Origin of the sequence: Paenibacillus sanguinis 2301083 = DSM 16941, from assembly GCF_000374825.1 — a bacterium.
In the GTDB taxonomy this organism is placed as follows: domain Bacteria; phylum Bacillota; class Bacilli; order Paenibacillales; family Paenibacillaceae; genus Fontibacillus; species Fontibacillus sanguinis.
Map to the genome: position 1 here is coordinate 1 of NZ_KB895402.1, position 26,056 is coordinate 26,056.

The 26,056-nt window shown below is 47.5% G+C and carries 43 protein-coding genes and 1 rRNA gene; 2 read left to right on the forward strand and 42 right to left on the reverse strand.

The window, feature by feature from the left end:
- The 3 genes from C557_RS0121670 to C557_RS23940 all read right to left on the reverse strand — a co-directional run.
- Positions 1 to 188 (reverse strand): 16S ribosomal RNA (locus C557_RS0121670); the annotation flags it as partial.
- 285 nt (positions 189 to 473) lie between these two features.
- Positions 474 to 704, reverse strand: a complete 231-nt coding sequence (locus tag C557_RS0121675; RefSeq protein WP_018753953.1) for a hypothetical protein — start codon at positions 702 to 704, stop codon at positions 474 to 476.
- 171 nt (positions 705 to 875) lie between these two features.
- A complete protein-coding gene (locus C557_RS23940) occupies positions 876 to 1,412 on the reverse strand; it encodes a stage II sporulation protein M (protein ID WP_240473008.1) in 537 nt (178 codons plus the stop codon).
- A 212-nt stretch (positions 1,413 to 1,624) separates the two neighbouring features.
- On the opposite strand from C557_RS23940, the gene pdaB reads away from it, so the two are divergent.
- The gene (gene pdaB, locus C557_RS0121685) at positions 1,625 to 2,434 is read left to right on the forward strand and encodes a polysaccharide deacetylase family sporulation protein PdaB (RefSeq protein WP_018753955.1); all 810 of its coding nucleotides are present in this window, start codon (positions 1,625 to 1,627) and stop codon (positions 2,432 to 2,434) included.
- Positions 2,435 to 2,482: 48 nt separating this feature from the next.
- Here the strand turns inward: pdaB and C557_RS0121690 are convergent, their stop codons facing one another.
- Positions 2,483 to 3,067 carry a KinB-signaling pathway activation protein gene (locus tag C557_RS0121690; RefSeq protein WP_018753956.1) on the reverse strand — a complete coding sequence of 195 codons (585 nt, stop codon included), beginning with the start codon at positions 3,065 to 3,067 and terminating at the stop codon, positions 2,483 to 2,485.
- 135 nt (positions 3,068 to 3,202) lie between these two features.
- On the opposite strand from C557_RS0121690, the gene gerD reads away from it, so the two are divergent.
- Entirely contained in the window at positions 3,203 to 3,997 is a 795-nt protein-coding gene (gene gerD, locus C557_RS0121695) for a spore germination lipoprotein GerD (protein ID WP_018753957.1), read from the forward strand.
- Positions 3,998 to 4,049: 52 nt separating this feature from the next.
- Here gerD and C557_RS0121700 read toward each other — a convergent pair whose 3' ends face one another.
- From C557_RS0121700 to rplD, 38 genes are all read right to left on the reverse strand, one after another.
- Positions 4,050 to 5,153 (reverse strand): P-loop NTPase, encoded by a 1,104-nt coding sequence (locus C557_RS0121700; protein ID WP_018753958.1) that lies wholly within the window; start codon positions 5,151 to 5,153, stop codon positions 4,050 to 4,052.
- Positions 5,154 to 5,212: 59 nt separating this feature from the next.
- The gene (cwlD, locus tag C557_RS0121705) at positions 5,213 to 5,989 is read right to left on the reverse strand and encodes an N-acetylmuramoyl-L-alanine amidase CwlD (protein WP_018753959.1); all 777 of its coding nucleotides are present in this window, start codon (positions 5,987 to 5,989) and stop codon (positions 5,213 to 5,215) included.
- A gap of 91 nt (positions 5,990 to 6,080) precedes the next feature.
- Complete coding sequence (gene sat / locus C557_RS0121710) at positions 6,081 to 7,250, reverse strand: sulfate adenylyltransferase (RefSeq protein ID WP_026263621.1); 1,170 nt, start codon at positions 7,248 to 7,250, stop codon at positions 6,081 to 6,083.
- A 43-nt stretch (positions 7,251 to 7,293) separates the two neighbouring features.
- Entirely contained in the window at positions 7,294 to 7,986 is a 693-nt protein-coding gene (locus C557_RS0121715) for a phosphoadenylyl-sulfate reductase (RefSeq protein ID WP_018753961.1), read from the reverse strand.
- A gap of 192 nt (positions 7,987 to 8,178) precedes the next feature.
- Positions 8,179 to 9,060 (reverse strand): FMN-binding protein, encoded by an 882-nt coding sequence (locus C557_RS0121720; protein WP_169338258.1) that lies wholly within the window; start codon positions 9,058 to 9,060, stop codon positions 8,179 to 8,181.
- A gap of 191 nt (positions 9,061 to 9,251) precedes the next feature.
- Complete coding sequence (gene rpsI / locus C557_RS0121725; protein WP_018753963.1) at positions 9,252 to 9,644, reverse strand: 30S ribosomal protein S9; 393 nt, start codon at positions 9,642 to 9,644, stop codon at positions 9,252 to 9,254.
- A 19-nt stretch (positions 9,645 to 9,663) separates the two neighbouring features.
- Positions 9,664 to 10,101 (reverse strand): 50S ribosomal protein L13, encoded by a 438-nt coding sequence (rplM, locus tag C557_RS0121730; protein ID WP_018753964.1) that lies wholly within the window; start codon positions 10,099 to 10,101, stop codon positions 9,664 to 9,666.
- A gap of 246 nt (positions 10,102 to 10,347) precedes the next feature.
- Positions 10,348 to 10,677 (reverse strand): TFIIB-type zinc ribbon-containing protein, encoded by a 330-nt coding sequence (locus C557_RS0121735; protein WP_018753965.1) that lies wholly within the window; start codon positions 10,675 to 10,677, stop codon positions 10,348 to 10,350.
- A gap of 79 nt (positions 10,678 to 10,756) precedes the next feature.
- Positions 10,757 to 11,557, reverse strand: coding sequence for a tRNA pseudouridine(38-40) synthase TruA (gene truA / locus C557_RS0121740; protein WP_018753966.1), 801 nt, complete (start codon positions 11,555 to 11,557; stop codon positions 10,757 to 10,759).
- A gap of 147 nt (positions 11,558 to 11,704) precedes the next feature.
- Positions 11,705 to 12,070, reverse strand: a complete 366-nt coding sequence (rplQ, locus tag C557_RS0121745) for a 50S ribosomal protein L17 (RefSeq protein WP_018753967.1) — start codon at positions 12,068 to 12,070, stop codon at positions 11,705 to 11,707.
- Positions 12,071 to 12,107: 37 nt separating this feature from the next.
- Positions 12,108 to 13,052, reverse strand: a complete 945-nt coding sequence (locus tag C557_RS0121750) for a DNA-directed RNA polymerase subunit alpha (RefSeq protein ID WP_018753968.1) — start codon at positions 13,050 to 13,052, stop codon at positions 12,108 to 12,110.
- Positions 13,053 to 13,183: 131 nt separating this feature from the next.
- The gene (gene rpsK / locus C557_RS0121755; RefSeq protein ID WP_018753969.1) at positions 13,184 to 13,579 is read right to left on the reverse strand and encodes a 30S ribosomal protein S11; all 396 of its coding nucleotides are present in this window, start codon (positions 13,577 to 13,579) and stop codon (positions 13,184 to 13,186) included.
- 19 nt (positions 13,580 to 13,598) lie between these two features.
- Entirely contained in the window at positions 13,599 to 13,967 is a 369-nt protein-coding gene (gene rpsM / locus C557_RS0121760) for a 30S ribosomal protein S13 (RefSeq protein WP_018753970.1), read from the reverse strand.
- 20 nt (positions 13,968 to 13,987) lie between these two features.
- On the reverse strand, positions 13,988 to 14,101 hold the full coding sequence (rpmJ, locus tag C557_RS0121765; RefSeq protein WP_003333770.1) for a 50S ribosomal protein L36: 114 nt from the start codon (positions 14,099 to 14,101) through the stop codon (positions 13,988 to 13,990).
- Positions 14,102 to 14,295: 194 nt separating this feature from the next.
- Complete coding sequence (gene infA, locus C557_RS0121770) at positions 14,296 to 14,511, reverse strand: translation initiation factor IF-1 (protein ID WP_018753971.1); 216 nt, start codon at positions 14,509 to 14,511, stop codon at positions 14,296 to 14,298.
- A gap of 2 nt (positions 14,512 to 14,513) precedes the next feature.
- Positions 14,514 to 14,828, reverse strand: a complete 315-nt coding sequence (locus tag C557_RS0121775) for a KOW domain-containing RNA-binding protein (RefSeq protein WP_018753972.1) — start codon at positions 14,826 to 14,828, stop codon at positions 14,514 to 14,516.
- A gap of 3 nt (positions 14,829 to 14,831) precedes the next feature.
- Positions 14,832 to 15,584, reverse strand: coding sequence for a type I methionyl aminopeptidase (gene map / locus C557_RS0121780; RefSeq protein ID WP_018753973.1), 753 nt, complete (start codon positions 15,582 to 15,584; stop codon positions 14,832 to 14,834).
- A gap of 5 nt (positions 15,585 to 15,589) precedes the next feature.
- Positions 15,590 to 16,234 (reverse strand): adenylate kinase, encoded by a 645-nt coding sequence (locus C557_RS0121785; protein WP_018753974.1) that lies wholly within the window; start codon positions 16,232 to 16,234, stop codon positions 15,590 to 15,592.
- A gap of 96 nt (positions 16,235 to 16,330) precedes the next feature.
- Entirely contained in the window at positions 16,331 to 17,632 is a 1,302-nt protein-coding gene (gene secY / locus C557_RS0121790) for a preprotein translocase subunit SecY (protein ID WP_018753975.1), read from the reverse strand.
- Positions 17,632 to 18,072, reverse strand: coding sequence for a 50S ribosomal protein L15 (gene rplO, locus C557_RS0121795; RefSeq protein WP_018753976.1), 441 nt, complete (start codon positions 18,070 to 18,072; stop codon positions 17,632 to 17,634). Before rplO ends, secY begins: the two co-directional genes overlap by 1 nt.
- Before the next feature lie 52 nt (positions 18,073 to 18,124).
- Positions 18,125 to 18,310, reverse strand: coding sequence for a 50S ribosomal protein L30 (gene rpmD / locus C557_RS0121800; RefSeq protein WP_018753977.1), 186 nt, complete (start codon positions 18,308 to 18,310; stop codon positions 18,125 to 18,127).
- A 12-nt stretch (positions 18,311 to 18,322) separates the two neighbouring features.
- Complete coding sequence (gene rpsE / locus C557_RS0121805) at positions 18,323 to 18,820, reverse strand: 30S ribosomal protein S5 (protein ID WP_018753978.1); 498 nt, start codon at positions 18,818 to 18,820, stop codon at positions 18,323 to 18,325.
- Between the two features lie 27 nt (positions 18,821 to 18,847).
- Positions 18,848 to 19,216, reverse strand: a complete 369-nt coding sequence (gene rplR / locus C557_RS0121810) for a 50S ribosomal protein L18 (RefSeq protein WP_018753979.1) — start codon at positions 19,214 to 19,216, stop codon at positions 18,848 to 18,850.
- Positions 19,217 to 19,300: 84 nt separating this feature from the next.
- Positions 19,301 to 19,843: a 50S ribosomal protein L6 gene (gene rplF / locus C557_RS0121815; protein WP_018753980.1), complete on the reverse strand. Its 543-nt coding sequence runs from the start codon at positions 19,841 to 19,843 to the stop codon at positions 19,301 to 19,303.
- Positions 19,844 to 19,873: 30 nt separating this feature from the next.
- A complete protein-coding gene (rpsH, locus tag C557_RS0121820; RefSeq protein ID WP_018753981.1) occupies positions 19,874 to 20,272 on the reverse strand; it encodes a 30S ribosomal protein S8 in 399 nt (132 codons plus the stop codon).
- A 31-nt stretch (positions 20,273 to 20,303) separates the two neighbouring features.
- Positions 20,304 to 20,489 carry a type Z 30S ribosomal protein S14 gene (locus C557_RS24645; RefSeq protein WP_013312154.1) on the reverse strand — a complete coding sequence of 62 codons (186 nt, stop codon included), beginning with the start codon at positions 20,487 to 20,489 and terminating at the stop codon, positions 20,304 to 20,306.
- Between the two features lie 41 nt (positions 20,490 to 20,530).
- Complete coding sequence (gene rplE, locus C557_RS0121825) at positions 20,531 to 21,073, reverse strand: 50S ribosomal protein L5 (protein WP_018753982.1); 543 nt, start codon at positions 21,071 to 21,073, stop codon at positions 20,531 to 20,533.
- 32 nt (positions 21,074 to 21,105) lie between these two features.
- Positions 21,106 to 21,459: a 50S ribosomal protein L24 gene (gene rplX, locus C557_RS0121830; RefSeq protein WP_018753983.1), complete on the reverse strand. Its 354-nt coding sequence runs from the start codon at positions 21,457 to 21,459 to the stop codon at positions 21,106 to 21,108.
- 39 nt (positions 21,460 to 21,498) lie between these two features.
- The gene (gene rplN / locus C557_RS0121835) at positions 21,499 to 21,867 is read right to left on the reverse strand and encodes a 50S ribosomal protein L14 (RefSeq protein WP_018753984.1); all 369 of its coding nucleotides are present in this window, start codon (positions 21,865 to 21,867) and stop codon (positions 21,499 to 21,501) included.
- 36 nt (positions 21,868 to 21,903) lie between these two features.
- A complete protein-coding gene (gene rpsQ, locus C557_RS0121840; RefSeq protein WP_018753985.1) occupies positions 21,904 to 22,167 on the reverse strand; it encodes a 30S ribosomal protein S17 in 264 nt (87 codons plus the stop codon).
- 51 nt (positions 22,168 to 22,218) lie between these two features.
- Positions 22,219 to 22,419, reverse strand: coding sequence for a 50S ribosomal protein L29 (rpmC, locus tag C557_RS0121845; RefSeq protein ID WP_018753986.1), 201 nt, complete (start codon positions 22,417 to 22,419; stop codon positions 22,219 to 22,221).
- The gene (gene rplP / locus C557_RS0121850; protein WP_018753987.1) at positions 22,409 to 22,843 is read right to left on the reverse strand and encodes a 50S ribosomal protein L16; all 435 of its coding nucleotides are present in this window, start codon (positions 22,841 to 22,843) and stop codon (positions 22,409 to 22,411) included. Before rplP ends, rpmC begins: the two co-directional genes overlap by 11 nt.
- 2 nt (positions 22,844 to 22,845) lie before the next feature.
- Positions 22,846 to 23,514 (reverse strand): 30S ribosomal protein S3, encoded by a 669-nt coding sequence (rpsC, locus tag C557_RS0121855; RefSeq protein WP_018753988.1) that lies wholly within the window; start codon positions 23,512 to 23,514, stop codon positions 22,846 to 22,848.
- A 13-nt stretch (positions 23,515 to 23,527) separates the two neighbouring features.
- Complete coding sequence (gene rplV, locus C557_RS0121860) at positions 23,528 to 23,860, reverse strand: 50S ribosomal protein L22 (RefSeq protein WP_018753989.1); 333 nt, start codon at positions 23,858 to 23,860, stop codon at positions 23,528 to 23,530.
- A gap of 39 nt (positions 23,861 to 23,899) precedes the next feature.
- Complete coding sequence (gene rpsS / locus C557_RS0121865; RefSeq protein ID WP_018753990.1) at positions 23,900 to 24,178, reverse strand: 30S ribosomal protein S19; 279 nt, start codon at positions 24,176 to 24,178, stop codon at positions 23,900 to 23,902.
- Between the two features lie 77 nt (positions 24,179 to 24,255).
- Positions 24,256 to 25,086 carry a 50S ribosomal protein L2 gene (rplB, locus tag C557_RS0121870; protein ID WP_018753991.1) on the reverse strand — a complete coding sequence of 277 codons (831 nt, stop codon included), beginning with the start codon at positions 25,084 to 25,086 and terminating at the stop codon, positions 24,256 to 24,258.
- Between the two features lie 28 nt (positions 25,087 to 25,114).
- On the reverse strand, positions 25,115 to 25,405 hold the full coding sequence (rplW, locus tag C557_RS0121875; RefSeq protein ID WP_018753992.1) for a 50S ribosomal protein L23: 291 nt from the start codon (positions 25,403 to 25,405) through the stop codon (positions 25,115 to 25,117).
- Complete coding sequence (rplD, locus tag C557_RS0121880) at positions 25,405 to 26,028, reverse strand: 50S ribosomal protein L4 (protein WP_018753993.1); 624 nt, start codon at positions 26,026 to 26,028, stop codon at positions 25,405 to 25,407. Before rplD ends, rplW begins: the two co-directional genes overlap by 1 nt.
- Between the last annotated feature and the right edge of the window lie 28 nt (positions 26,029 to 26,056).

Sequence of the window (26,056 nt, forward strand, 5' to 3'; positions counted from 1 at the left end):
CTTGACTATCCGGTATTAGCTAACGTTTCCGCTAGTTATCCCAGGCTTACAGGCAGGTTGCCTACGTGTTACTCACCCGTCCGCCGCTAAGTGATTCGGGAGCAAGCTCCCCAATCACTCCGCTCGACTTGCATGTATTAGGCACGCCGCCAGCGTTCGTCCTGAGCCAGGATCAAACTCTCCAATAAAGGTGTTGTTTGACTTGCTCATGTAAACTTGCTGACGAGAACTTTCGTCCTCTTATTTCTTACTCACTCGTTGTTCAGTTTTCAAAGATCAACCTGTTTTTTCTTCATCACCGCGTTTCAGCGGCGACTTTTATAATATACCACAGGATTCGTTGTTTTTGCAAGAGTTTTTTAAAAAAACTTATATAACTCTTTTTTACTCAATTTGTAACTCATCCCGCCCAAAGCAGGGACGAATGCTAATTTAACATAAGCTTCGCCCTGCCGTCAACTCCTAATTTCATATCAGGGCCTTGCTTGAGGGAGACGTACCCGAGGGGCATATTTTGATAGCTCCCGGGATGGAGCAAAACGGGCATACATCCGAAATACTGTTTTGTAACGGTTAGCAATCGCCTGACGTATATCCTGATCCAACCTCATATCGCTCATATCGAGTAACATCTCGTCTAATTCTTTTCTTAATACATAGTCCAATTCCTTGTATTCATGGTCGGTAAATAGCATACCCAACATAGCGCAACATCTCCTCGCTCAGCATAGTTATCCGGTACAAGCCACGGGGGAACGTCGTTGTCAATTATTACCCTCTTCCCGTAAGCCGGAACCAACCTGTAAAGGCGCTTTAATGGTATGCACATTTTTTGGGAAAATTATGAATACAAAAGAAAAGTTTTAACCCACGAACTAGGATGATACGCCTTCCATCAGATAGAAGGTTAAAGTACTTTCAACGATAGCGGCCACCAGCAGTAATATAACAATCCATACTGCACCGCGACCCAGACTAACAAAGAACTCCCGCCATTTCACCGTCCGGTCGGAAGCCTCCCTCGCTCCAAGCTCGCCCAGGCTTTTCAAAGCTAAATAGCCAAATTGCATACCAAAACCCGCTGCCAGAAGTATTGCCGGAATCTCGATGATGCCGTGCGGCAGCAGTCCACGTACAATCATTTCCATCACATTTGCCCCGCCGGAGCCTGCATAGGCAACCACAAACCCCAATATGATGCCATTCATAAACAGAAAGAAAAATGGAATTACCCCCAGCAGGGCTCCTAGCAACATGATGGCTACGCTTTTGATTGCATTATTGGCGAATATAAAGAGGAAAAAGCTCATTTCCGGATTGTCCGAAGCTGCCAGGTTACGACTATGCTCACCCAAACGCTCAACTTCGGGCATCACCAGACCAGCTATGGAATCAACGTTACTCGCTCCCACAAAAGCTCCCGCCGCAAAAATAATGAAAGCTATCAGCATGGATGTTCTATTCTAAATATGTCTCGACCAAAATGCCGGATGGACAACATTTTATCTCCTCCTTCAAGTGTTGTAGGGACAAGGACGTCATAAAGCTTGGATAACCGCATACATTGTACAAGCGGACCAGTTCCATATCATTCATTCTGATGAAGAGAGGGGCTTATTATTTCATGAACAACTTCTTCTATGTCCTGAGCGGGAAGAAAATCAAGCGGTTTTTCTTTGTATTTGTTGCAGCCCTGTTTACGGCCGGTATCATTTACGTAGAACAGGGACACGTGACTGTGTTCTCCGAGGAGGGTGCACCATCGGCCATCTATAGTGTATCCACAAGCAAAAAGGTCATTGCCCTGACCTTCGATATCAGTTGGGGCGATACACGGGCTGAACCGATCCTTAAGGTGCTTAAGGATAAGAATGTGCAGAAGGCTACCTTCTTCTTGTCCTCACCGTGGAGTAAAACACATCCGCAAATCGTGCAGGCCATTCAGCAGCAGGGATATGAAATTGGCAGCCACGGTCATAAGCATGTCAATTACAGTAGTTTGAGTGACGAAGAAATACAGCAACAGCTTACCACCGCTCACACCATCCTGAGCGACCTGACCGGCAAAGCGCCGAATCTGCTTCGTTTACCCAATGGAGATTTCGATAAGCGGGTGCTTCAGATCGCTGCGAAACAGGGTTATCAGGTCATTCAATGGGACACCGATTCCCAGGACTGGATGAACAAAGGCGTACAAACCATCGTGGACCGTGTTATTAAGAAGGCCCATCCCGGCGATATCGTCCTGTTCCATGCAAGTGATTCCGTCAAGCAAACCCATGAAGCATTGCCGCTTATCATCGACGAATTAAGAAAACAAGGCTACGAATTCGTCAGCGTGACTGATTTACTTCAAGAGGCCAGCGTTCAGGGCAATGAGGTCCGAGATCAAACCTGGCTGCAAGAGCAGATCAATACAGCGCTTGGCATGTAAACACGAAAACGAACAACGCCCAACATTTAAGACCGGGCGTTGTTTTGTTTATTTTCGCGGCTTCAAAACCCGATGCAAAATTAAAATTTGATAGGCATTGCAGGCAAGCAAAGGTGCCAAAATCCAGGCCGTAGCTTGATTGACATTAATCTGCAGCACCCCCACCATCTCCACAATCGTAAACGCCAGCATAAAAAACAAAGCAGGAATCCAGGCCGTAGCATTGGTAAGCTTGACCTTGTAATAAGCAGTGCCCAATGCAATTAACAGCAGCACCACGCCCAGAATAAGATCAGACTTCCCACGCTCGCCCACCCCCATGAAGCTCCGGAAGAACATTAATTCCAGCAAGGCCAGAACAGCAAGCACCAATTGGATGTATTGCCATACTCTTTTTGAAAAAATGCCCGTCCCCATGTAATTGACCATTAAATAGGCAAAAAAGCCCATTTGCGAATAAACGCTGACCATCACGCCAACACCGAGTAGAATTCCGATATTGACCAATACGTCCGTGATTCCCTTATACTGCACCGTATCCGTCCATTGTAACAGCAGACCAACAACCAACGAACCTGCTGCACCAACGGCCAGCGTTGTCCAGAATAGATAAAGCCAATTTTTCAGGTTCAAGCCATACACCCCCACTACCGAAATATTTTACCAACGATCCCGGTAAAAAACTATGCCTTTCCCGCTTTTGGTCGGGATAAATCTGTCGCGAGTCTGCATACTAACCTTAGCAATAAGGATAAGGAGGAAGGGACCATGAAAGGGCGGGCTATCCGTTGGATTTTATGCTTCTTATGCGCATTTACTCTTCCGTTAGCAGCATGCGGTTCTGAACAAAGCTCCTCCTCTTCACAAGGCGGAAGCTATAAAGAAACCAAATCCATGGTGATTGACATCCTAAAGACGGATGAGGGCAAGAAAGCCATATATGAGGCACTAAGCACTCCTCAGAGCAGCGGTGGCGAAGAGGAAGGCGGTGGCTCCGGGGGCGGAAGCGGCGGAGGAGAAGAAGGACAAAATGGAGGGCAAGGTGGTCAAGGAGGGGGGACCATTGGGGTAAAAATGCTGCTGCCTTCCAACACTTCCAGCGAGGTGAGAATGGCGGTTAAGGAAACGATCACGTCTCCCGAATACAAAAAGGAATTTGAGAAGATCATGACCGACCCGCAATTTGCCGGAGACTTTGCCAAAGCGATCAATTCTCAGAGCAAAGATCTGCATCTGCAGCTAATCAAGGACCCCACATATCAGAAAGCAATCTCCGAGATGATGAAATCTCCGGAAGTGATGAAGATTTTTCTGGATCTGACGAAAACCCCGGATTACCGCAAGCAATCCATGACAGTGATGCAAGAAGCGATGCAAAGCCCTTTATTCCGCATGGAAGTACTTGAACTATTGAAGACCGTTGTTCAGGAACAGCTTCTGCCGAAGGTGGAAAAGGAGCCCAAGAAAGAGGAACAAGGCGGTGGCGAGAAAGAAAGCGGTCAAAGCGAAGAAGAAGGCGGAGGAGGAGGAGAAAGCGGCAGCGGAGAAGGAGAATCGTCTTAAGACTTCCCTACCTTCATCGCTGAAGCGCAAAAAAAGACTGGCCCCCACCGGGTCAGTCTTCGCATTTCGCCATAATCGTTCGGGCCAAATCATCATAAAGTTGGCCAACGGAGCTTTGCACCTTGTAGACGGATGGGGAGAAGTCCGGTTCCGCGGGATGATTATCCGGCGCCCCAAGCGGAATTTGGGCCAGCAATTCAGTATGCAACGCTTCTGCCAAACGCGCTCCACCCCCCCGCCCAAATACATATTCTTTCTCTCCGCATTTGGAGCATTCATAATAAGCCATATTCTCAACGACCCCCAGCACTTCATGTTCGGTGCGAATGGCCATCGTTCCCGCTCTGGCAGCTACAAAAGCAGCGGTTGCATGCGGGGTTGTCACGATGATCTCCCGGCTGTGGGGAATCATCTGATGAACGTCCAGGGCAATGTCCCCCGTTCCGGGCGGAAAGTCCAACAGCACGTAATCCAGATCTCCCCACCGCACATCACTGAAGAACTGACGCAGCATTTTGCCCAGCATCGGTCCTCGCCAAATGACAGGGTTATTGTCCTGGATAAAGAATCCCATGGACATCACCTTTACGCCGAACTTTTCCACCGGTAGAATCTCCCCTTCATCAACCGCCGGAGCTTCCTCAATCCCCATCATATCGGGAATACTGAAGCCATAGATATCAGCATCAATGAGTCCAACCTTCTTGCCCTGCCGCGCCAAGGATACCGCCAGATTCACCGTCACGGTGGATTTTCCGACGCCTCCTTTGCCGCTGGCCACGGCTATGAATTGCACGCCAGACCTTGGATCAAGGATCGGCAGCTGTTCTAATCCTGCGCCATGCCCCTTAAGGGTGGAATGACGAGCTTCTTCATCTACAGACTCCGGACCCATTGCTGCTTCACGCTCTTGCTCAGACGCTTCGCGGACACGCAGATGCACATCCGGAATCCTCAGATTAGACAGCCGCTCGCGAATATCTCGCTCCACCTCAGCCTGTTGTTCACTATTCTTGTCTACACACAATACGGTTAACGATACTCTGTTTTCTTTAATCATGATATCGCGAATCCACTGCAAGTCCACCAGACTTAATCCGGTAAGCGGCTCCGCGACAGGCCGTAAGGCCGCTTGAAGTTGTTCCCTGGTTACCAATAACAGCACCTCGACTTTATCAGATAATGGACGGGTTCAGAATAATATTTATTATATCATTACCTGACATCTTGTGCCGGGGATTGTCCTTTCTCACCGGACGAATATCGCAAAATCCCCTGATAAATAGACGCGGCTACCTTCCGCTGATAAGCCTCATTACCAAGCTGACGTGCCTCTTCAGGATTGGAGAGGAATCCGACTTCAACCAGCACCGAGGGAATTTTGACTGTTTCCAGCAGATATACCTTCTTGTCCGCTGGCTTGGCAACCCGATCGGTGTTCTCCAAATTTCGGGTCAGTTCTTCCTGAATCATGAGAGCCAATACTGGATTATCAGCATGATTGGGATAATAGAAGGTTTGGGCCCCACGCCAGCGCGGGGAGGGGATGCTATTCATATGTATACTCACTAACAGATTAGCTTGCTGTTCCTCTACAAACCGGACTCGGGTCTTGAGATCCTCTGTTTTGCGCTTACTATATCCTTGTGTATTAGGAGCAGCAAGATCCTTGTCCTCTTCCCGGGTCATCACAACAATAGCCCCTGCCTGCTGCAAATAATCACGAAGATAAAGGGACACAGCCAAATTAATATCCTTCTCAATCAGCCCCTCACGACTGCTTGCTCCTCCATCTGGCCCGCCATGGCCTGCATCCAGGACAATGACCTTCCCGGCGAGCGGGAGGCTCCAATACTTCCACGCCTTTTGGGCAGGCGCCTGATATAGAACAATACCAATGACCAGCACCATGAGTAAAGCACCCAAACCAGCCAGCTTGATATGACTTAAAGAAATCCACACCGTCACTTGTTCCCGATCCCGTTCACGCATTAAAAAAAGCCACCTCTCTCCCTTCATGACATTACTCATGATATGGGACAAGGTGGACAAATATGACTCGTTATTGCAATATAAAGCACTGTTATTGGTGCACCTGCTGCTTCATTCCTTCAATCAGTATTTGTGCTACCTCAGGTCTGGTAAACTCCGGCGGCGGACATATCCCCTCGCGCAGCAGTCCTCTTACCCTGGTGCCAGATAAGGTTAGGTGATCTTCATGGGGATGAGGGCAGGTCTTGCTGGAAGCCATGTTGCCGCATCTCGTACAAAAAAAGCTATGCTCAAAAAATAGCGGCGAGATATCCAGTTCCTCCGCTGTAAAGTTCGTGAAAATCTCCTGTGCCTCATAGGTACCGTAATAGTCGCCTACACCGGCATGATCCCGGCCTACGATGAAGTGGGTACAGCCATAGTTCTTTCGCACAATAGCATGAAAAATAGCTTCCCTTGGTCCGGCATAACGCATAGCGGCAGGAAATACCCCCAGAAAGGTTCGATCCTTAGGGTAGTAGTTGGCCAGCAATGCCAGATAGCTGCTCATACGCACATCTGTAGGAACATCATCAGATTTCGTCTCCCCTACCAACGGATTCAGGAACAACCCATCAACAATTTCCATGGCACTCTTTTGAATGTATTCATGAGCCCGATGTACAGGGTTACGGGTTTGAAAGCCAACAACGGTTCTCCACCCTTTCTCAGTAAAAATACGCCGCGTCTCCGCCGGATCGAAGTAAAATTCCTCAAAGCGCTCCGGCTGGGGACGGTTGAGCACCTGTATGGCACCACCTGCATAATGAGGAGATCGCTCGAACAGCTTCTTGACACCGGGATGCTCAGGGTCATCGGTCTTAAATACGTTTCGCGCTTCTTCTCCCTGATCCACTGTGAAGATGCTCTCAAGGTCAAGCAGTCCGTATATGACTCCGTCCTCTTCTCCCACCAGTGCGACCCGCTCTCCTACTTCCAGCGCTTCCGCTTGCTCCCCCGGGATAGAGAGGGTGATAGGAATACTCCATGGGGTACCGTCCTCAAGCCGCATCCGCTGCACTACCGAGTAATAATCCACTTCATTCAAGAAGCCTGTCAATGGGGAGAACGCACCTACTCCAATCAAATCCAAATCGGAAAGGGTCCATGCATTGATGCGGATGCTGGGAAGCCCTCCAGCCAAAGTGAGAAGACGTGCTCTCTCCTCCCCGGTTACTAGTCGATTAATAAGGCTGCCTCCATGCGGTAGAATCCTCGTCACTCGATCTCCTCCAGTCATGATTTGCATTAAACCGTCTTCTGTACTATTTGTGCAAGCCGCATTCCGTCTTCTCCGACCCAGCCCAACGTCCTGCACGCGGGTCCTCCCCGGGCATTACCTGCCGCGTACAATACTCACAACCAATGCTTGGATAATTACGGTCATGCAATGGATTATAAATGACCTCATTCTGCCGAATATATTGCCACACATCGTCAGATGTCCAATTAGCTATAGGATTAAATTTAATAAGTCCAAATTTGCTGTCATATTCAATCTTCTTGGCATTGGCCCGAGTCGGCGCTTGATCCCGGCGTATTCCGGTAATCCATGCCTCATAATTGGATAAAATTCGAGTTAGCGGCTCTACCTTCCTTAGATTGCAACATGCATTAGGATCTGTCTTCCAAAGTGCCTCGCCATACTGATGTGCCTGCTCCTCCGGAGTTAACTTAGGCGATACTCGCACAAATTCAAGCTCATACCGCGCCTCCAGCAAGTCGCGAGTTTCGTAGGTCTCTGCAAAATGAAAATCGGTGTCTAGGTAGAATATATCACTGGAAGGGCTGATCTTCTGCAGCATATCGACCAACACGACATCCTCCGCGCCAAAGCTACAAGCAAAGGCGATGTTCGGAAAGGTCTGGACAGCCCAGGCAATGACTTCTTCCGGGCTCGCCTGCTCCAGCTTCTCTGCCTGCACTTGAATAAGCCGTTCTTTTTCCAATAAGTTCAATGTTCTCGACCTCCCACAATAGGTTGGTTATAGATGGAACAATTCCCACTAAACACATTTGAATTATAATTAAAGTATAAAACAACATCTCTATAAGTCAACCCATAAAAAGGGACGGGCATCAAAAAAAAAGAATCTGCTCCTGAATATCCGGAAGCAGATCCTTAGTTCAATTAACTCTTAATGGGTTGGTTACTCTTCAAGCTTGATGGTATGCGCCGAGGTATCCCCGACTTCTGCCATTTCATCTAAAGCGTATTCTACTAGAGCTTTGAAGTTATTGGAGGATGTAGTTGCTCCTGCAATGACATCCACGTCGCCAACCAATTGTTTCTCGATCAACGCCTTCTCGAGCTCTTCCGTATACTTGGCCGGATAAGTCCCCGATTTCGGCTCCATTGCTGCCTTGTAACCTTCATCCTCCGTCTTAAGCTTGCCTTCCTCATTCGTATAATCAAAGTTGACAGATTCAATCTTGTGATCCTTAATGACCAGCTCCAATTGTGGCTTCCAGCCATGATCATCGAAAGCTTCAGCTGCTACATTATAGGTGCCATCATCATAAAGGTTAACTACAGCATCACTCGTATCGCCAGTCTTGGCATGTTCCAAGGCTGCGGCCGCCAACTCATTAAAGTTGCGAGAGGAATGAGTTGCTCCAGCTACGGCATCCACTTTAGATGCATCCTGAGCCTCCACCAGCTTGGCTCCCAACTGATCAAATGCTTCACGTGGCGACATTTTATTGAAATCGGTAAATGCTTTGGTATAGTTCTCGTCGTTAGTTCGCAAATCTCCATTTTCGTTGGTGTAATCATAATAGACCTTCTCGATCTTCCCATCCTTCACAGTAACTTCAACATAGGCAATCCAGTTTCTGACGTCTTTACGATCATAAATTCCCTTATAAGTTCCATCCTGCAAATCTCCACCTGCCGCTGTATCATTCGTGGCCACGGCTGCGTTATTACCACCGTCATTCACCGCAGCTGCATTGTTCGCAGGTTCTTGACTGTTGCCACCACAAGCCGCAAGTGCTAGGGCGAGGATAAGTACAGATCCAATCACTTTCATGTTTTTCAAAATAACGACCCCCATTTTTTTACATTGTTGTTATTTCACCTAGATCGTAACATGAGGGTAATTTTTATGTATGTGAATTTTTGCACATAAATTTGGGACAGGTTCTTATTTGCGTGCATTTATAAAACAAAGCCCCTGACCACGAGGGCCAAGGGCTTAGCTTCCTTGATAAACAAGGGATATTAACGTTTGGAGAACTGAGGAGCACGGCGAGCTGCTTTGAGGCCGTATTTCTTACGTTCTTTCATACGTGGATCACGAGTCAAGAAACCAGCTTTCTTCAAGCTGGAACGGAACTCAGGGTCTGCTTTGAGCAATGCACGGGAGATACCGTGGCGAATTGCACCTGCTTGACCAGAGATACCGCCACCATGAGCGATAACCAACACGTCATAGCTACCCAGCGTTTCAGTCAAAGTCAGAGGTTGCTTAACGATCAGTTTAAGAGTTTCCAGACCAAAATATTCATTGATGTCGCGTTTATTAATGACAATGCGTCCTTCACCCGGTACAAGGCGAACACGAGCTACCGAATGTTTACGACGACCTGTCCCATAGTATTGTACTTGTGCCATGAAACTGTCCTCCTTTTAATTATCCGCGAAGTTCGTAAACTTCAGGTTTTTGTGCTGCGTGTGGATGCTCTGTGCCTGCATAAGCTTTCAGTCTCAGCTTCATTTTTTCGCCTTGGCGAGTTTTAGGCAACATTCCATAAACAGCGGATTCGATTACACGTTCAGGTTTCGTTCTCAGCAAATCCTTAGCAACGGTTACTTTCAAACCGCCTGGATGCAAGGAATGACGATAGTATTTTTTGTTATCCATTTTTTTGCCTGTCAAAGCAATTTTCTCAGAGTTGATTACGACAACAAAGTCACCGCAGTCAACGTGTGGAGTAAATTGTGGTTTGTGTTTACCGCGAATAAGAGCAGCAACTTCGCTAGCCAAGCGGCCCAGCGTTTTGCCTTCGGCATCAACAATGTGCCAATTGCGCTCTACTTCGCTTGGCTTCGCCATATAAGTGGTACGCATGTAAAGATCCTCCTTCAATTTCGTCCGTTATGGTTCAGTAATGCCGAGAACGATCCTGCTCTTCGGGTCACATGACCTTCTCAGCACCTTTATCTTTGATCGTTTCATTCATGTTTGGTTTATTAATTACACTAGCTCAATTGGCTTTCTCGATTGGGGGCTGTGGGATAGCCATCAAGAAAACACAACTTTTATTCTACAGAATACACATGCAATTTGCAAGCTTTTTTTGAGCAATCAGAAAGGTTAATCAAATAAATCTCCAAACACATCAAGTACTGATTTTTTCTTCCGCTTATGATATCCCTTATCGTTCCCATACCTTGCATCCTTGCGATCATAAGAGCGTGGAATATCGTTGTCGTATTCTGAATGACGTGTTTCTCTATGGTTGTCATACTCACGTTCATCATACCACTCGTTGAACGCCGGACGAATCTCGCGAATTTCCTTCATCAGCTTCTCCAGTTCCCCGCGATCAAGCCACACCCCTTTGCATTCAGGGCAGACATCAATCATTACACCGTCCTTCTCGACCTCTCCCATACGAACATCATTGCATATCGGGCATCTCATAGATATTTTCCTCCTCAGGCCTAAACATAGTCACATTTTAAAATATTTAAATATGTTACGTATGACACCTACTGAGGTTTCATTTCATATCCCCAACTTCGTATTCGACGTTCCAGAGCATCAATCCTTTGCTTTCAGCCGTTGGCCCGGCGGCCGCCCGGTTCCTCGCCTCCAGAATATCCTTCATGCTTGCAGCAGAACGTTTACCTTCTCCCACTTGCAACAAGGTCCCTACGATGATACGGACCATGTGCTGCAGGAACCCATTGCCCGTAATGTATAGGTGGACAATACCTTGGTCTTGGCCTTGTTCCTGCAGCCTACTGCCGGGAATATCCATGGATGGGTCGATCACCAGACGTGCATCATATATAGTACGAACATGACTTGCCTTTGTAGAGTGACGCGAAGCAAACGAGGTATAATCATGGGTTCCCAGCAAAAAGGGTAAAGCCTCACACATCGCCTCTAAATGGAGCTTGCCCGGATGATGAAGCTGATAGTTGCGTTGGAACACATCTGGAACCCGGTTAGTGTTGATCGTATATCGATAGGTTTTTCGCTTGGCTGATCTTCTTGAGTGAAAGTCTAACGGAACCTCCCTTGCGGATATAACCCGAATGTCAGCAGGAAGGCGGCCATTTAGCGCCATTCTCCAGCGCTCTACAGGAATCTGCGATTCTGTATGAAAGTGAAAAGGCTGCTCGCGTGCGTGTACTCCTGCATCCGTACGGCCAGACCCATGAATTTTAATGGTCTCCCCGGTAAGATGCAAGATGGCTGCTTCAATATGATCCTGCACCGTATTACCGTCCGGTTGAGTCTGGAATCCGAAGTATTGGGTTCCATCATAACTGACAGTCATAAGCAAATTACGCATCGGGTTCTTCCTTTCCTGTTCGCTCAGTAGTTTGCCGCATTGAGACCGCCGCAAGGCGAACTGACAAAAGAAAAAACTCTCCGAAAGCTTAGCCGCAAGGCGAGCCGACAGAGAGTTTTGCAAGTAGAACAAAGTGGTCTGCCGGGATTAAGCCCGGTCTACCAGTTCCAGATAAACCATAGGAGCAGCGTCACCGCGGCGAGGTCCCAGCTTGAGGATACGAGTGTATCCGCCTGGACGGCTGGAGTAACGAGTTGCGAGTTCACTGAACAGCTTTTGGATTGCATCCTGCTCACCATCGATCGATTCGCGGCGAACATAAGCTGCTACTTGACGACGAGCATGCAGATCGCCACGTTTTGCTTTGGTGATCAGCTTTTCAGCGATCGAACGAACTTCTTTCGCCTTCGCTTCCGTCGTTTGGATGCGCTCGTATAAGAACAGGTCGGTTACCAGGTCACGGAACAAAGCTTTACGTGCGCTGGCATCGCGGCCCAACTTTTGGTATGCCATGAGTTTTCCCTCCTTCGCTAGAACGATTCAAGCTATTCTACTCTTCCGTACGCAATCCCAAACCAAGCTCTTCGAGCTTCTCTTGAACTTCTTCCAAAGATTTACGACCCAGGTTGCGCACCTTCATCATATCTTCTTCCGTTTTCGTCGTCAGCTCTTGTACCGTGTTGATACCGGCACGTTTGAGACAGTTATAGGAACGAACAGAGAGATCCAGCTCCTCTATCGTCATTTCAAGCACTTTTTCCTTCTTGTCTTCTTCCTTCTCGACCATGATTTCTGCGTCTTTCGCTTCATCCGTGAGTCCCACGAACAGGAAGAGATGCTCGGTCAAAATTTTTGCACCGAGACTAACGGCTTCTTCAGGTCTAATGCTGCCATCGGTCCACACTTCAAGCGTTAGCTTGTCGTAGTTGGTCACTTGGCCAACACGGGTGTTCTCCACCGCATAGTTGACGCGAGTAATCGGGGTATAGATCGAATCGACAGGAATGACACCAATCGGCTGATCGTCTCGTTTGTTCCGATCTGCTTGAACATAGCCACGACCGCGCCCCGCATATATACGCATGTGAAGTCTTGATCCCGGTTCTAACGTAGCAATATGCAGATCCGGGTTAAGAATTTCAACATCACTATCCGCACGGATGTCACCTGCTGTGATGACTCCTTCGCCTTCCGCATCGATCTCAAGGATTTTTTCCTCGTCCGAGTGGATTTTCAGCGAAAGAGCCTTCAGGTTCAGGATAATTTCCGTAACGTCTTCCATTACGCCAGGGACGGTTGCAAATTCATGCAGAACTCCATCGATTTGGACCGAGGTTACCGCAGCACCCGGCAGAGAAGAGAGCAAAATCCGGCGAAGCGAGTTGCTCAATGTGATGCCATACCCACGCTCAAGTGGTTCTACTACAAATTTCCCATAGGTGCCTTCATCGTTAACTTCTACGGTCTCAATTTTTGGCTTTTCGATTTCTATCACGAAGTACCCCTCCTTCAAAACGTCGTTCCTTAAAAACTGCCAGGTTTGCTGAAGTCCATCATGCAGTATGCCTAAACAACCATTGTTTCCAATAGGCCTTCTTGTTATACCACAGCTTCAGTACGGCTTCATTAAACGCGGCGGCGTTTTGGAGGACGGCAGCCGTTATGAGGAATCGGAGTTACGTCTTTAATCATGTTAACTTCAAGGCCTGCCGCTTGCAAGGAGCGGATAGCGGCTTCACGACCTGCACCAGGACCTTTAACCATAACTTCAACGCTCTTCATGCCATGCTCCATAGCTGCTTTAGCCGCAGATTCCGCAGCCATTTGTGCAGCAAACGGAGTAGACTTACGAGAGCCTTTGAATCCAAGGCCGCCGGAGCTTGCCCAAGAGATCGCGTTACCATGCGGATCTGTAATGGTAACAATCGTATTATTGAAGGTGGAGCGGATATGTGCCACACCAGATTCAATATTTTTCCGGTCACGACGTTTAGTACGTACGACTTTCTTTGGTTTAGCCATTGTCTGTTATCCCCCCTTCTTACTTCTTCTTGTTCGCTACAGTACGACGAGGACCCTTACGAGTACGGGCATTCGTTTTCGTACGTTGTCCGCGAACCGGCAAGCCGCGACGATGACGCACTCCACGGTAGCAGCCAATTTCGATCAAACGTTTAATATTTAAGGAAATTTCACGACGCAGGTCGCCTTCAACCTTGACCGTTTTGTCGATCGTTTCGCGTAGTTTGCTAACCTCATCTTCCGTCAAATCACGAACACGAGTGTCCGGATTGATGCCTGTAGTGTTCAGGATTTTCTGGGAAGTCGTTTTACCGATTCCGAAAATGTAAGTTAAGGCGATCTCAACGCGTTTATCACGTGGCAAATCCACACCAGCTATACGTGCCATTTTACGCTACACCCCCTTCATTAACCTTGTTTTTGTTTGTGTTTCGGATTTTCGCAAATCACCATGACATTGCCTTTGCGACGAATGACTTTGCATTTTTCGCAAATCGGCTTTACAGAAGGTCTTACCTTCATGCTGATTACCTCCTTAAAGTTTTGCTGAGCAAAACCACTTCGTAAGGATAAGCTTTGTTTTACATTAAGTAAAACGGACCCTGAAAGCATCCGCTAGTTTGCGAAGCAATCTTAGGCTTGTAAATTATAAATACAACCTTGAAACAACTCAACCTGAATATTGTACCACACTTTTTCCGTAAATGGTATAGCTATTATTTACGGTAAGTGATACGGCCTTTGCTTAGATCATAAGGCGAAAGCTGTACCACAACCTTGTCTCCCGTCAAAATACGAATAAAGTGCATCCGCAGCTTTCCGGAAACGTGAGCAAGAATTTGATGACCATTCTCAAGCTCAACTTTGAATGTTGCATTTGGCAACGGCTCAATCACCGTACCTTCGACTTCAATGACATCCTCTTTAGCCACAGTCAGTCTCCTTTCTCTTCAGTCATAGAATTGGCGGTATTCTGATAAACGAGCACTGCATGTCGCAGTTTGCCGTTTGTCACCCGACTTGTTTCCTGCAAGCTATGAACAATCTCGCTGCTGACGATGGGCAGTAGCTCAAGGTGCTGGGCATTTTTACGCTTTGGCTGATCAAACTTGCGTTTGTTTCCGTCCGCGATCCAGACGAATCTGTCGTCTACAATCCCGATAATCACATAAATGGCCCCTGCATCCCTGCCTTTTAGAACTTTCACCAATTGACCGACTTGCGGTTCTAAACGATGCTTCACGTTCATCACCTACGCATCCAGCTTTGTGAAAATTTCCATACCGTCCGGCGTCACGGCTACCGTATGCTCAAAGTGAGCGCATAATGAGCCATCTACCGTCACCACTGTCCAGTTGTCTTCCAACGTTTTGACATATCGTTTCCCTGCGTTAACCATCGGTTCAATGGCCAGGACCATCCCCGGCTTAAGCCGTGGTCCCCGATCAGGCAAACCGTAGTTGGGAATTTGCGGTTCCTCGTGCAGGTCCGAGCCAACGCCGTGTCCGACATATTCCCGAACCACCGAGAATCCGGCAGCTTCAATAAACTGTTGAATCGCATGCGAAATCGTGAACAACCGGACGTCCGGCTTAACGAGTGCAAGGCCCGCATACAGCGATCCTTCGGTGACTTCCAGCAGTTTCTTGGCTTCCTCCGAAATCTCACCGACCGGATAAGTCCACGCTGAGTCGCCGTGGAAACCGCGGTACTCTGCGCCGATATCCAGTGTAATGATATCGCCCTCGTTCAATTTACGTTTGCCAGGAAAACCGTGTACCAATTCTTCGTTGACCGAAGCGCAAATGCTATAAGGAAAACCGTTGTAGTCCTTAAAGGACGGTACAGCGCCCTGACTGCGAATATACTTGTCGGCGAGTTGATCGAGTTCCCCCGTCGTAATTCCTGGCTTAATCGATTGCGCCATAAGCCTGTGCGTTTCCGCAACGATCCGCCCCGCTTCTCTCATAAAGCCCAGTTCCGTTTCGGATTTACAAATGATCATTACACCTAACCTCGCAGTAATGATATGACTTCTTTCGAAACCATATCGATTTCCTGTTCGCCATTAATTTCGCGCAACAGGCCTTTTTCTTCGTAAAACTTCAAAAGCGGTGCGGTTTTGTTGATATATTCGTCCAAACGAGTGCCTACGCTCTCTTCATTATCATCAGAACGCTGGTAGAGCTCGCCGCCGCATTTATCACAAATCCCTTCCTGACCCGGAGGATTAAAGATCACATGATAAGTGGCACCGCAGGATTTACAGATCCGACGTCCGGTCAGCCGTGCTAACAGCTTGTTCCGGTCCACTTTCAAGTTGATGACATGATCTAGCTTGCGACCCAGACCTTGAAGCAACTCCTCCAGCGATTCCGCTTGCGAAAGAGTTCTTGGAAAACCGTCCAATAAAAAACCTTTTTCGCAATCGGGCTGCTGCAAGCGTTCGCGTACGATCCCTACTGTCACATCATCAGGTACCAGAAGTCCCTGGTCCATATATTCCTTCGCTTTCATCCCCACTGGTGTTTCCTGTTTGATAGCCAGGCGAAATGCGTCGCCGGTAGAGATATGAGGAATACCGAATTCGTTAACGATGACCTCGGCTTGTGTTCCCTTTCCTGCTCCGGGAGGTCCCATGAATAAAAGGTTCATGTCTTACGCTCCCTCCAAGACTCCTCTATAACAAGAAATAGCGCAGTTAGGTGCCAGGCAAGGCCGATTGAACAGCCCGCTCCTGGTACCTACCGACTATTTATTGATAAAACCTTTATAGTGACGTTTGATCAATTGGCCTTCAATGGTCTTCATCGTATCCAGCGCAACACCGATAACGATCAGGATTGAAGTACCGCCGATCAACACCGTGCGCGGCAGTCCTGCCAAGGCTCCCAATCCCATAGGAAGGATGGAAATTGCGGCAAGGAACAACGCGCCGGTCATCGTCAGACGGGTCAGGACCCGAGTGAGATAGGTTTCCGTCGTTTTCCCCGGGCGAATCCCCGGAATATATCCACCATTTTTCTTCATGTTTTCAGCCATTTGCTGTGGGTTCATCTGTACGAAGGTATAGAAGAACGTAAAGCCAATGATCATGACCACATAAAGCACCATACCCAGAGGACGGTTAGTAGAGAGGTTATTGCTGATCCATTGCGCCCAGCCGTGTGTCGACCAGAAGCTGGCGATAACGACAGGGAATTGCAGCAAGGAAACCGCGAAAATAACCGGAATAACGCCGGCTGCATTAATTTTGAGCGGAATATGAGTATTCTGCCCGCCATACATTTTGTTGCCTACCACGCGTTTTGCATATTGCACCGGGATCTTCCGAATGGCTTGTTGGACGTAAATTACGCCAATCACAATCAGTACACAAACGAGCAGGATCGCAACGGATTTAATCACATTCATGAAGTTTTGACCATCTACGATGAACTCGGATTGAGCAATTGTCGTAATATGCGTCGGGAACGAAGCAATAATCCCGGCAAAGATAATCAGCGAAATCCCGTTGCCGATTCCCTTATCCGTAATTTGCTCGCCCAGCCACATCAAGAACGATGTACCAGCGGTCAATACAATAGCGATGACAAGATAGTCCGCAAACGTTGCATTGGGTACCATCTCGGTGCCGTACAAACGGTTGAAGCCAATCGATGTTGCAAAGGCTTGAATGATCGCCAGGATGACCGTACCGTAACGAGTCACCTGAGCCATCTTTTTCTTACCATGCTCCCCTTGCTTGGCCCATTCCGCGAACTTTGGAATAACGTCCATCGACAAGAGCTGCACGATAATGGAAGCCGTGATATAAGGCATAATCCCGAGAGCGAAAATGGAGAAATTCGCAAGCGCGCCCCCCGAGAAGGTATTCAAGAAACCTAGCAAGTCGCTTCCTGCTGTGTTGTTAGTTGCTTCAAAGACATCTTTGTTCACACCCGGTACCGGAACGAAGGAACCGATCCGGTAGATGAGAAAGACAAACAACGTAAATAGGATACGCTGGCGCAGATCTTGAACGTGCCATATGTTCTTAATGGTTTTAAACATTAGATCACCTCGGTTTTACCGCCGGCAGCCTCGATTTTCTCTACCGCAGATTGAGAGAACTTATTCGCTTTAACTGTCAATTTAACAGTAATTTCGCCGTTGCCCAGGATCTTGATGCCGCTTTTCGCGTCTTTCACGATTCCTTGTTCAAACAACAGTTCAGGAGTAACTTCTGTATCCGCCGCAAAGTTGTTTAAATCCTCGATGTTCAAAATCGCATACTCTTTCCGCGTTGGATTAACAAACCCGCGTTTTGGCAAGCGACGATATAGCGGGTTCTGCCCGCCTTCGAAGCCCGGACGCACACCACCGCCGGAACGAGCGTTTTGACCTTTGTGACCACGTGTAGATGTTTTACCCATGCCGCTACCTGTACCGCGACCCACGCGTTTGCGTTCGTGACGGGAGCCAGGTGCTGGGGAAAGCTCATGTAACTTCATCGTTCGTTGCACCTCCTTATTTATTGTTGGCACTTAAAAAACTTTCAAAACCTTAACCTTCGATTTCTTGAACCGAAACCAAGTGGCTCACTTGATTAACCATGCCGCGAATGGCCGGGTTGTCATTATGAACTACGGATTGGTTGATTTTGCGAAGTCCCAAAGTTTTAACGGTAGTACGTTGGTTCTCCGGACGACCGATCAAACTACGCACGAGGGTAATTTGCAGTTTAGCCATGAGATTCCCTCCTTAACCGAGAAGTTCTTCGACGGATTTACCGCGTAATTTCGCAACATCTTCAGCGCGTTTCAGACGGGACAAGCCCTCCAAAGTCGCGTTGACCATGTTGATGGAATTCGAAGAACCTAAAGATTTTGTCAAAATGTCGCCCACACCAGCAAGCTCAAGCACAGCACGAACCGGACCGCCGGCGATAACCCCGGTACCTTCCGATGCTGGTTTCAACAGCACACGGCCAGCTCCGAAATGTCCGACTACTTGGTGAGGGATCGAAGTTCCCACGAGTGGAACATGTACAAGATTTTTCTTTGCATCTTCAATTCCTTTGCGAATCGCATCAGGAACTTCGCCTGCTTTGCCGATACCGGCGCCAACCCAACCGTTGCCATCGCCGACAACGACCAGCGCGCTGAAGCTAAAACGACGTCCGCCTTTAACTACTTTAGCTACGCGGTTAATATTTACAACTCTTTCAGTCAGTTCTAAAGTATTCGGATCTACACGCAAGTCGTTAACCTCCTTTTAATGAATATTTTAGAATTCCAGGCCTGCTTCGCGGGCTGCGTCAGCGAGTGCCTGAATACGTCCATGGTACAGATATCCCCCACGGTCAAATACAACATTCTTGTGACCTTGCTCTTGAGCACGTTTTGCGATCATTTCGCCAACTTTGCGAGCCGATTCCACATTACCGCCGTTGCCGATGGTGCTGCTCAATTCTTTATCAACGGTCGAAGCGCTAGCCAGCGTTACGCCTGCTACGTCATCGATCAATTGTGCATAGATATGTTTGGAAGAACGGTATACGTTCAGTCTTGGACGAGCTGCCGTTCCTTGGATTTTTCTCCGTACACGCAGATGTCTTTTCAGACGAGCTTTGTTCTTATCACCTTTTGTAATCATGACTTCGATTTCACTCCCTTCGGTTTACCGATATGCACGTTTCATGTTAAGACGAAAGAAAAGTGAAGCCTGTTAAGAAGAGGTTTATTTCTTCTTACCAGCCTTACCTTCCTTGCGAATGATGCGTTCGCCTTCATACTTGATCCCTTTGCCTTTGTATGGCTCAGGTGCACGAACAGCACGAATGTTAGCGGCATATTCGCCTACACGTTCTTTGTTGATCCCTTTTACGATGATCTTCGTGTTCACAGGCACTTCAAATTCAATACCTGCTTCTGGAGTGATTTCTACCGGATGGGAGTAACCCACGTTCAGAACGAGTTTGTTGCCGGCCAAGCTTGCACGGTATCCAACCCCAACCAGTTCAAGCGTTTTGGTAAAGCCTTCTGTTACTCCGCTGACCATGTTGTTCACAACGGAACGAGTAGTACCATGCAGAGAACGATGCAATTTATTATCAGAAGGACGGTCAATGGTAATCACATTGTCTTCAAGTGCTACCTTGATGTCCTTATGAAGCTCACGAGTCAAAGTGCCTTTCGGCCCTTTTACTGTAATCACGGCATTATCGAGTGTGACGGTGACGCCACTTGGTACTGTAATTGGTTTGCGACCAATACGAGACATTTATTGCACCTCCTTGTTATAAGACGTTAATTACCAAACGTAGCAGACAACTTCGCCGCCAGCTTTGGACTGACGAGCTTCCTTGTCGGTCATGACTCCCTTGGAAGTGGAGATAATCGCAATACCTAAGCCGCCGAGGACACGAGGAACTTCATTACTTTTCGTGTACACGCGAAGGCCTGGTTTACTGATTCTCTTAAGTCCAGTGATCACGCGTTCATTGTTAGGGCCGTATTTCAGGAAAATACGAATGAGCCCTTGTTTGTTATCATCAACATATTCCGCATCACGGATGAAACCTTCACGCTTCAGGATTTCAGCGATTTGTTTCTTGATCGTGGACGCAGGCAGCTCTACTGTTTCGTGACGAACTGTGTTTGCGTTGCGAATACGTGTAAGCATATCTGCAATTGGATCTGACATAGTCATACGTGTAAACCTCCTTCCCGTTGTTGATTAATTACCAGCTTGCTTTTTTCACGCCAGGAATCTGGCCTTTATAAGCTAATTCACGGAAGCAAATTCTGCAAATCTTGAATTTTTGCAATACCGAATGTGGACGACCACAACGTTCGCAGCGAGTGTAAGCCCGCACTTTGAATTTAGGCGTACGTTGTTGTTTAACTTTCATCGAAGTTTTAGCCACTTAGCCTGACACCTCCTAAATAGTTTCGGAGAATTAACTCTTTATTTTGCAAATGGCATACCCAGTGCTGTCAAGAGCTCACGGGATTCTTCATCTGTCTTCGCTGTAGTTACGAGGACGATATCCATACCGCGCACTTTATCCACTTGATCGTATTCGATCTCAGGGAAAATCAGTTGTTCTTTCAGACCCAGCGTATAGTTGCCACGACCGTCGAATGCTTTCGTCGATACCCCGTGGAAGTCACGGACACGCGGAAGCGTAACATTGAACAGTTTGTCGAGGAAGTAGTACATGCGGTCACCGCGAAGAGTAACCTTTACACCAATCGGCATGTTCTCACGAAGTTTGAAACCGGCAATGGATTTCTTAGCGCGCGTGATTACCGGCTTTTGACCAGAGATCAGTTGCATGTCATTCACTGCAGAATCAAGCACTTTGGAGTTTGCTACGGCTTCACCAACACCCATATTGATAACTACCTTTTCAAGCTTAGGCACTTGCATAACTGTCGTATAGTTGAATTTTTGAACCAAAGCAGGTGTTACTTCGTTCAAAAAGCGTTCTTTTAATCTTGCTGCCATGAATCATGGACCTCCTTTCTTTGCTTCCTGGATTAGTCGATTACTTCTCCGGATTTTTTAGCTACACGAACCTTCTTGCCGTTGTCCAATACTTTGTAACCAATACGGGTTACTTTTCCGCTCTTCGGATCAACATGCATTACGTTCGAAACATGAATCGGAGCTTCTTTCTCAATGATGCCGCCTTGTGGATTCAGCTGATTTGGCTTTTGGTGTTTCTTAACCATATTTACGCCTTCCACAAGCACGCGATTTTCGCGGGGATATGCGGCGATGACGCGGCCTTTTTTGCCTTTGTCTTTACCGGAGATCACGATCACCGTGTCATCCTTCTTGACATGCAGCTTATTGTTATGAGATTCAAGAATCTTTTTCAGTCTAGGCACTTGTTTTACACCTCCTGTTATTTCGGGGTAGGGGCTTTATTAGATAACTTCCGGAGCCAAGGAAACGATCTTCATAAAGTCTTTATCGCGAAGTTCACGAGCAACTGGTCCGAAGATACGTGTTCCGCGTGGGCTTCTATCTTCTTTAACAACAACCGCTGCATTCTCATCAAATGCGATGTAAGAACCGTCTTTACGACGCACCGAACGCTTCGTACGAACAACAACCGCTCTGACTACATCACCTTTTTTGACAACGCCGCCTGGTGTTGCTTGTTTGACGGAACAAACGATCAAATCCCCGATTTGCGCCGTGCGACGACCCGTACCGCCCAGAACGCGGATACACATCAATTCCTTCGCGCCGGAGTTGTCAGCCACATGCAAACGTGTAAATGGTTGAATCATGGATATTTCCTCCTTTCGGTCTAAGCTACCGTACTATTAGATGATAACCGCTTCTTCAACGACTTCAACGAGTCTCCAGCGTTTGTCTTTAGACAACGGACGAGTTTCAGCGATTTTAACGATATCTCCGATTTTCGCGGTGTTGTTCTCATCATGCGCTTTAAATTTTTTCGTGTATTTAATGCGCTTGTGGTACAAATTATGTTTCTTATAGGTTTCTACAGCAACAACGATCGTTTTGTCCATCTTGTCGCTGACGACTTTACCAATTTGCACTTTACGGCTGTTACGTTCGCTCATGGTTAGCCTCCTTCCTGGACTTAAGCGTTTCTCTTATCCGAGTACCGCTTCTTAGCTGATAATTCCAAGTTCTCTTTCACGAATCACGGTTTTAGCACGAGCTATTTCCTTACGCACATCGCGAATCCGAGTCGGGTTGTCAAGTTGGCCGGTAGCCAACTGAAAACGGAGGTTAAAGAGTTCCTCTTTAAAGCCTGCGATTTTTTGTTCGATTTCTGCAGTGGTTAAGTTGCGAAGTTCATTAGCTTTCATTTGCTTCACCACCCAATTCTTCACGTTTCACAAACTTCGTTTTGATCGGCAGTTTGTGAGCAGCAAGACGCATTGCTTCACGTGCGATTTCTTCGGATACACCAGAAAGCTCAAACATAATTTTGCCTGGCTTAACAACGGCAACCCATTTCTCTACGTTACCCTTACCGCTACCCATCCGGACTTCAAGAGGCTTTTGAGTAATCGGCTTGTCAGGGAAAATTTTAATCCATACTTTACCGCCACGTTTCATGTAACGCGTCATTGCAATACGCGCTGCTTCAATTTGACGGTTCGTAATCCAAGTAGGTTCCAGAGCTTGCAGACCATATTCACCGAAGTTGAGTTCAGTGCCGCCTTTGGCTTGGCCTCTCATATTACCGCGTTGTTGCTTGCGGTGTTTTACGCGTTTTGGTACCAACATGATTAGTTGCCTCCTTCCTGAGCAGCTTGTTGTTTCTTAGCCGTAGGAAGAACCTCTCCACGATAGATCCATACTTTTACGCCGATACGACCATAAGTCGTATGCGCTTCTGCCGTACCATAATCAATGTCGGCGCGGAGCGTATGAAGTGGAACAGTTCCTTCACTGTAGCCTTCTGAACGAGCAATTTCAGCACCGCCGAGACGACCGCTGACTGCTGTCTTAATCCCTTTTGCTCCCGAACGCATAGTTCTTTGAATCGCTTGTTTCAGCGCACGACGGAAAGAAACGCGACGTTCCAATTGTTGTGCGATGCTTTCAGCAACCAGAATTGCGTCAAGATCAGGATGTTTAATTTCTGAAATGTTGATATGAACTTTCTTGCCGCCTGCAATCTTGGTAATTTCACCCCGCAGGTTTTCCACTTCCGAACCGCCTTTACCGATAACCATACCCGGCTTGGCTGTGTGGATTGTTACGTTCACGCGATTAGCCGCTCTCTCGATTTCGATCCGAGATACTGCGGAATCTTTCAATTTAGTCTTCAGGTGTTCACGAATTTTAACGTCTTCCAGCAAAAGATCACCAAAATCTTTTCCTGCGTACCATTTGGATTCCCAATCACGGATAATCCCTACTCGTAATCCGACCGGATTTACCTTTTGGCCCACACGTTTTCCCTCCTTATTTTTCGGATACCACCAATGTAATGTGGCTGGTGCGTTTGTTGATCCGGCTAGCACGTCCCATAGCCCGTGGACGGAAACGCTTCATCGTCGGACCTTGGTTTACGTAAGCTTGCGTAATCACCAATTTATTGACATCCATAGAATAGTTATGCTCTGCATTGGCAATCGCCGAGTTCAAAAGCTTCTCCACAACCGGGGAAGCCGCCTTTGGAGTATGGCGGAGAATCGCGATCGCATCGCCAACTTGCTTGCCGCGGATCAGATCGATAACGAGCTGAGCTTTGCGGGGAGCAATACGAATAGATTTTGCATGTGCTTTAGCTTCCATGTGTATTACCTCCTCTCAAACGAAAGAACTTTATCGAACTTAACGTCTCGTTTTCTTATCATCGTCCGTATGACCTTTGTACGTACGGGTTGGAGCAAATTCGCCCAGTTTATGACCGACCATATCCTCGGTTACATACACAGGAACATGCTTGCGACCGTCATATACGCCAAACGTTTGACCGATGAATTGCGGGTAGATTGTGGAACGACGGGACCAGGTTTTGATCACGACCTTCTTGTTCGAGGCGCTCGCTTCTTCAACTTTCTTCAATAGATATCCGTCGATAAAAGGGCCCTTTTTCAAACTACGACTCATTCATTTTTCCTCCCTTCACATTGCGCTGCTTGTTAGACAGATTCGTTCATGCCGCGAAGTGATCCGCAGGATGCGGATTACTTCGTACGACGGCGAACGATATATTTATCAGAAGCTTTACCCTTTTTACGCGTTTTGTAACCCAGGGTCGGTTTGCCCCAAGGAGACAACGGAGATTTACGACCGATTGGAGCACGGCCTTCACCACCACCGTGAGGGTGATCGTTAGGGTTCATGACGACACCGCGAACTTCCGGACGTTGTCCGAGCCAACGATTACGTCCTGCTTTACCGATCTTCACGAGTTCATGATCACCATTACCTACGGAACCGATGGTTGCGCGGCAAACTTTCAGGACCTTACGAACTTCCCCGGAAGAAAGGCGAATCGTTACGTATTTTTCTTCTTTACCCAACAATTGAGCTTCAGTACCGGCAGCGCGAACCAATTGTCCGCCTTTGCCAGGCTTCAATTCAATGTTGTGAATCACAGTACCCACAGGAATGTTCTCCAGTGGCAGAGCATTACCGATTTTGATGTCGGAACCCACGCCAGACTCGACCGTGTCGCCCACTTTCAAGCCCTTAGGAGCGATGATGTAACGTTTTTCACCATCGGCATAATGGATCAGAGCGATGTTCGAGGTCCGGTTTGGATCGTATTCGATCGTAGCAACGCGGCCTGGAATTCCATCTTTGTTCCGTTTGAAGTCGATGATGCGATATTTACGCTTATGTCCGCCGCCATGGTGACGAACAGTAATTTTACCTTGGTTGTTGCGCCCTGCTGTTTTGCTCAGCGGAGCAAGCAAGGATTTTTCCGGCTCATTCGTCGTGATTTCTTCGAACGTCGACACGCTCATTGCGCGTCTTGCCGGGGATGTCGGTTTGTACTTTTTAATTGGCACGAGTTTTCCCTCCTTACTTTAAAAGATTTTATACCGATTCAAAAAACTCAAGCGGTTTGCTGTCGGCTGTCAAAGTAACGAACGCTTTTTTCCACTCAGGAGTGTAACCAGAGTAGCGTCCGTAACGTTTCAGCTTCCCAGGAACGCGCAGGGTATTCACTTTGCTCACTTTAACACCAAAGATCGCTTCTACAGCTTTCTTGATTTCGGTCTTGTTGGCACGAATATCAACTTCGAAAACATATTTCAAGTCGTTCATGTATTCAGCCGTACGTTCCGTAATCACCGGGCGTTTGATAATATCACGAGGATCTTTCATTACGCGAGCACCTCCTCTACCTTCTGAACTGCTTCCTTCGTAATGATCAGTTTGTCGTGTGTTAACACGTCAAGAACATTAATGCCGTCAGCCGCTACAAATTTAACACCTGGAATATTACGAGCAGACAATGCCACATTGTCGTCATAGCTAGGAGCTACGATCAATGCTTTACGCTCTACTTTCAGGTTGTTCAAAATCGCTGCGAATTCTTTTGTTTTTGGAGCGTTCAGGCTGAGCGCATCCAATACAATGATGTCTTGATCGATTACTTTCGACGATAAGGCCGATTTAATCGCCAAACGACGTACTTTCTTAGGCAATTTGTAAGAATAGCTGCGCGGAGTTGGTCCGAAAACCGTTCCGCCGCCTACCCATTGTGGTGAGCGAATAGAGCCTTGACGAGCACGACCTGTACCTTTTTGCTTCCAAGGTTTACGTCCGCCGCCACGAACTTCCGAGCGTCCTTTAACTTTGTGCGTGCCAAAACGCAGGGAAGCGCGTTGCATAACTACAGCTTCATGCAGAACATGTGTGTTCGGTTCAATTCCGAATACAGCATCATTCAGTTCAACTTCGCCTACCTGGCTACCGCTAATATTGAAAAGTGCTACTTTTGGCATTTCTTGTTCCTCCTTTCTTAAGGACTAA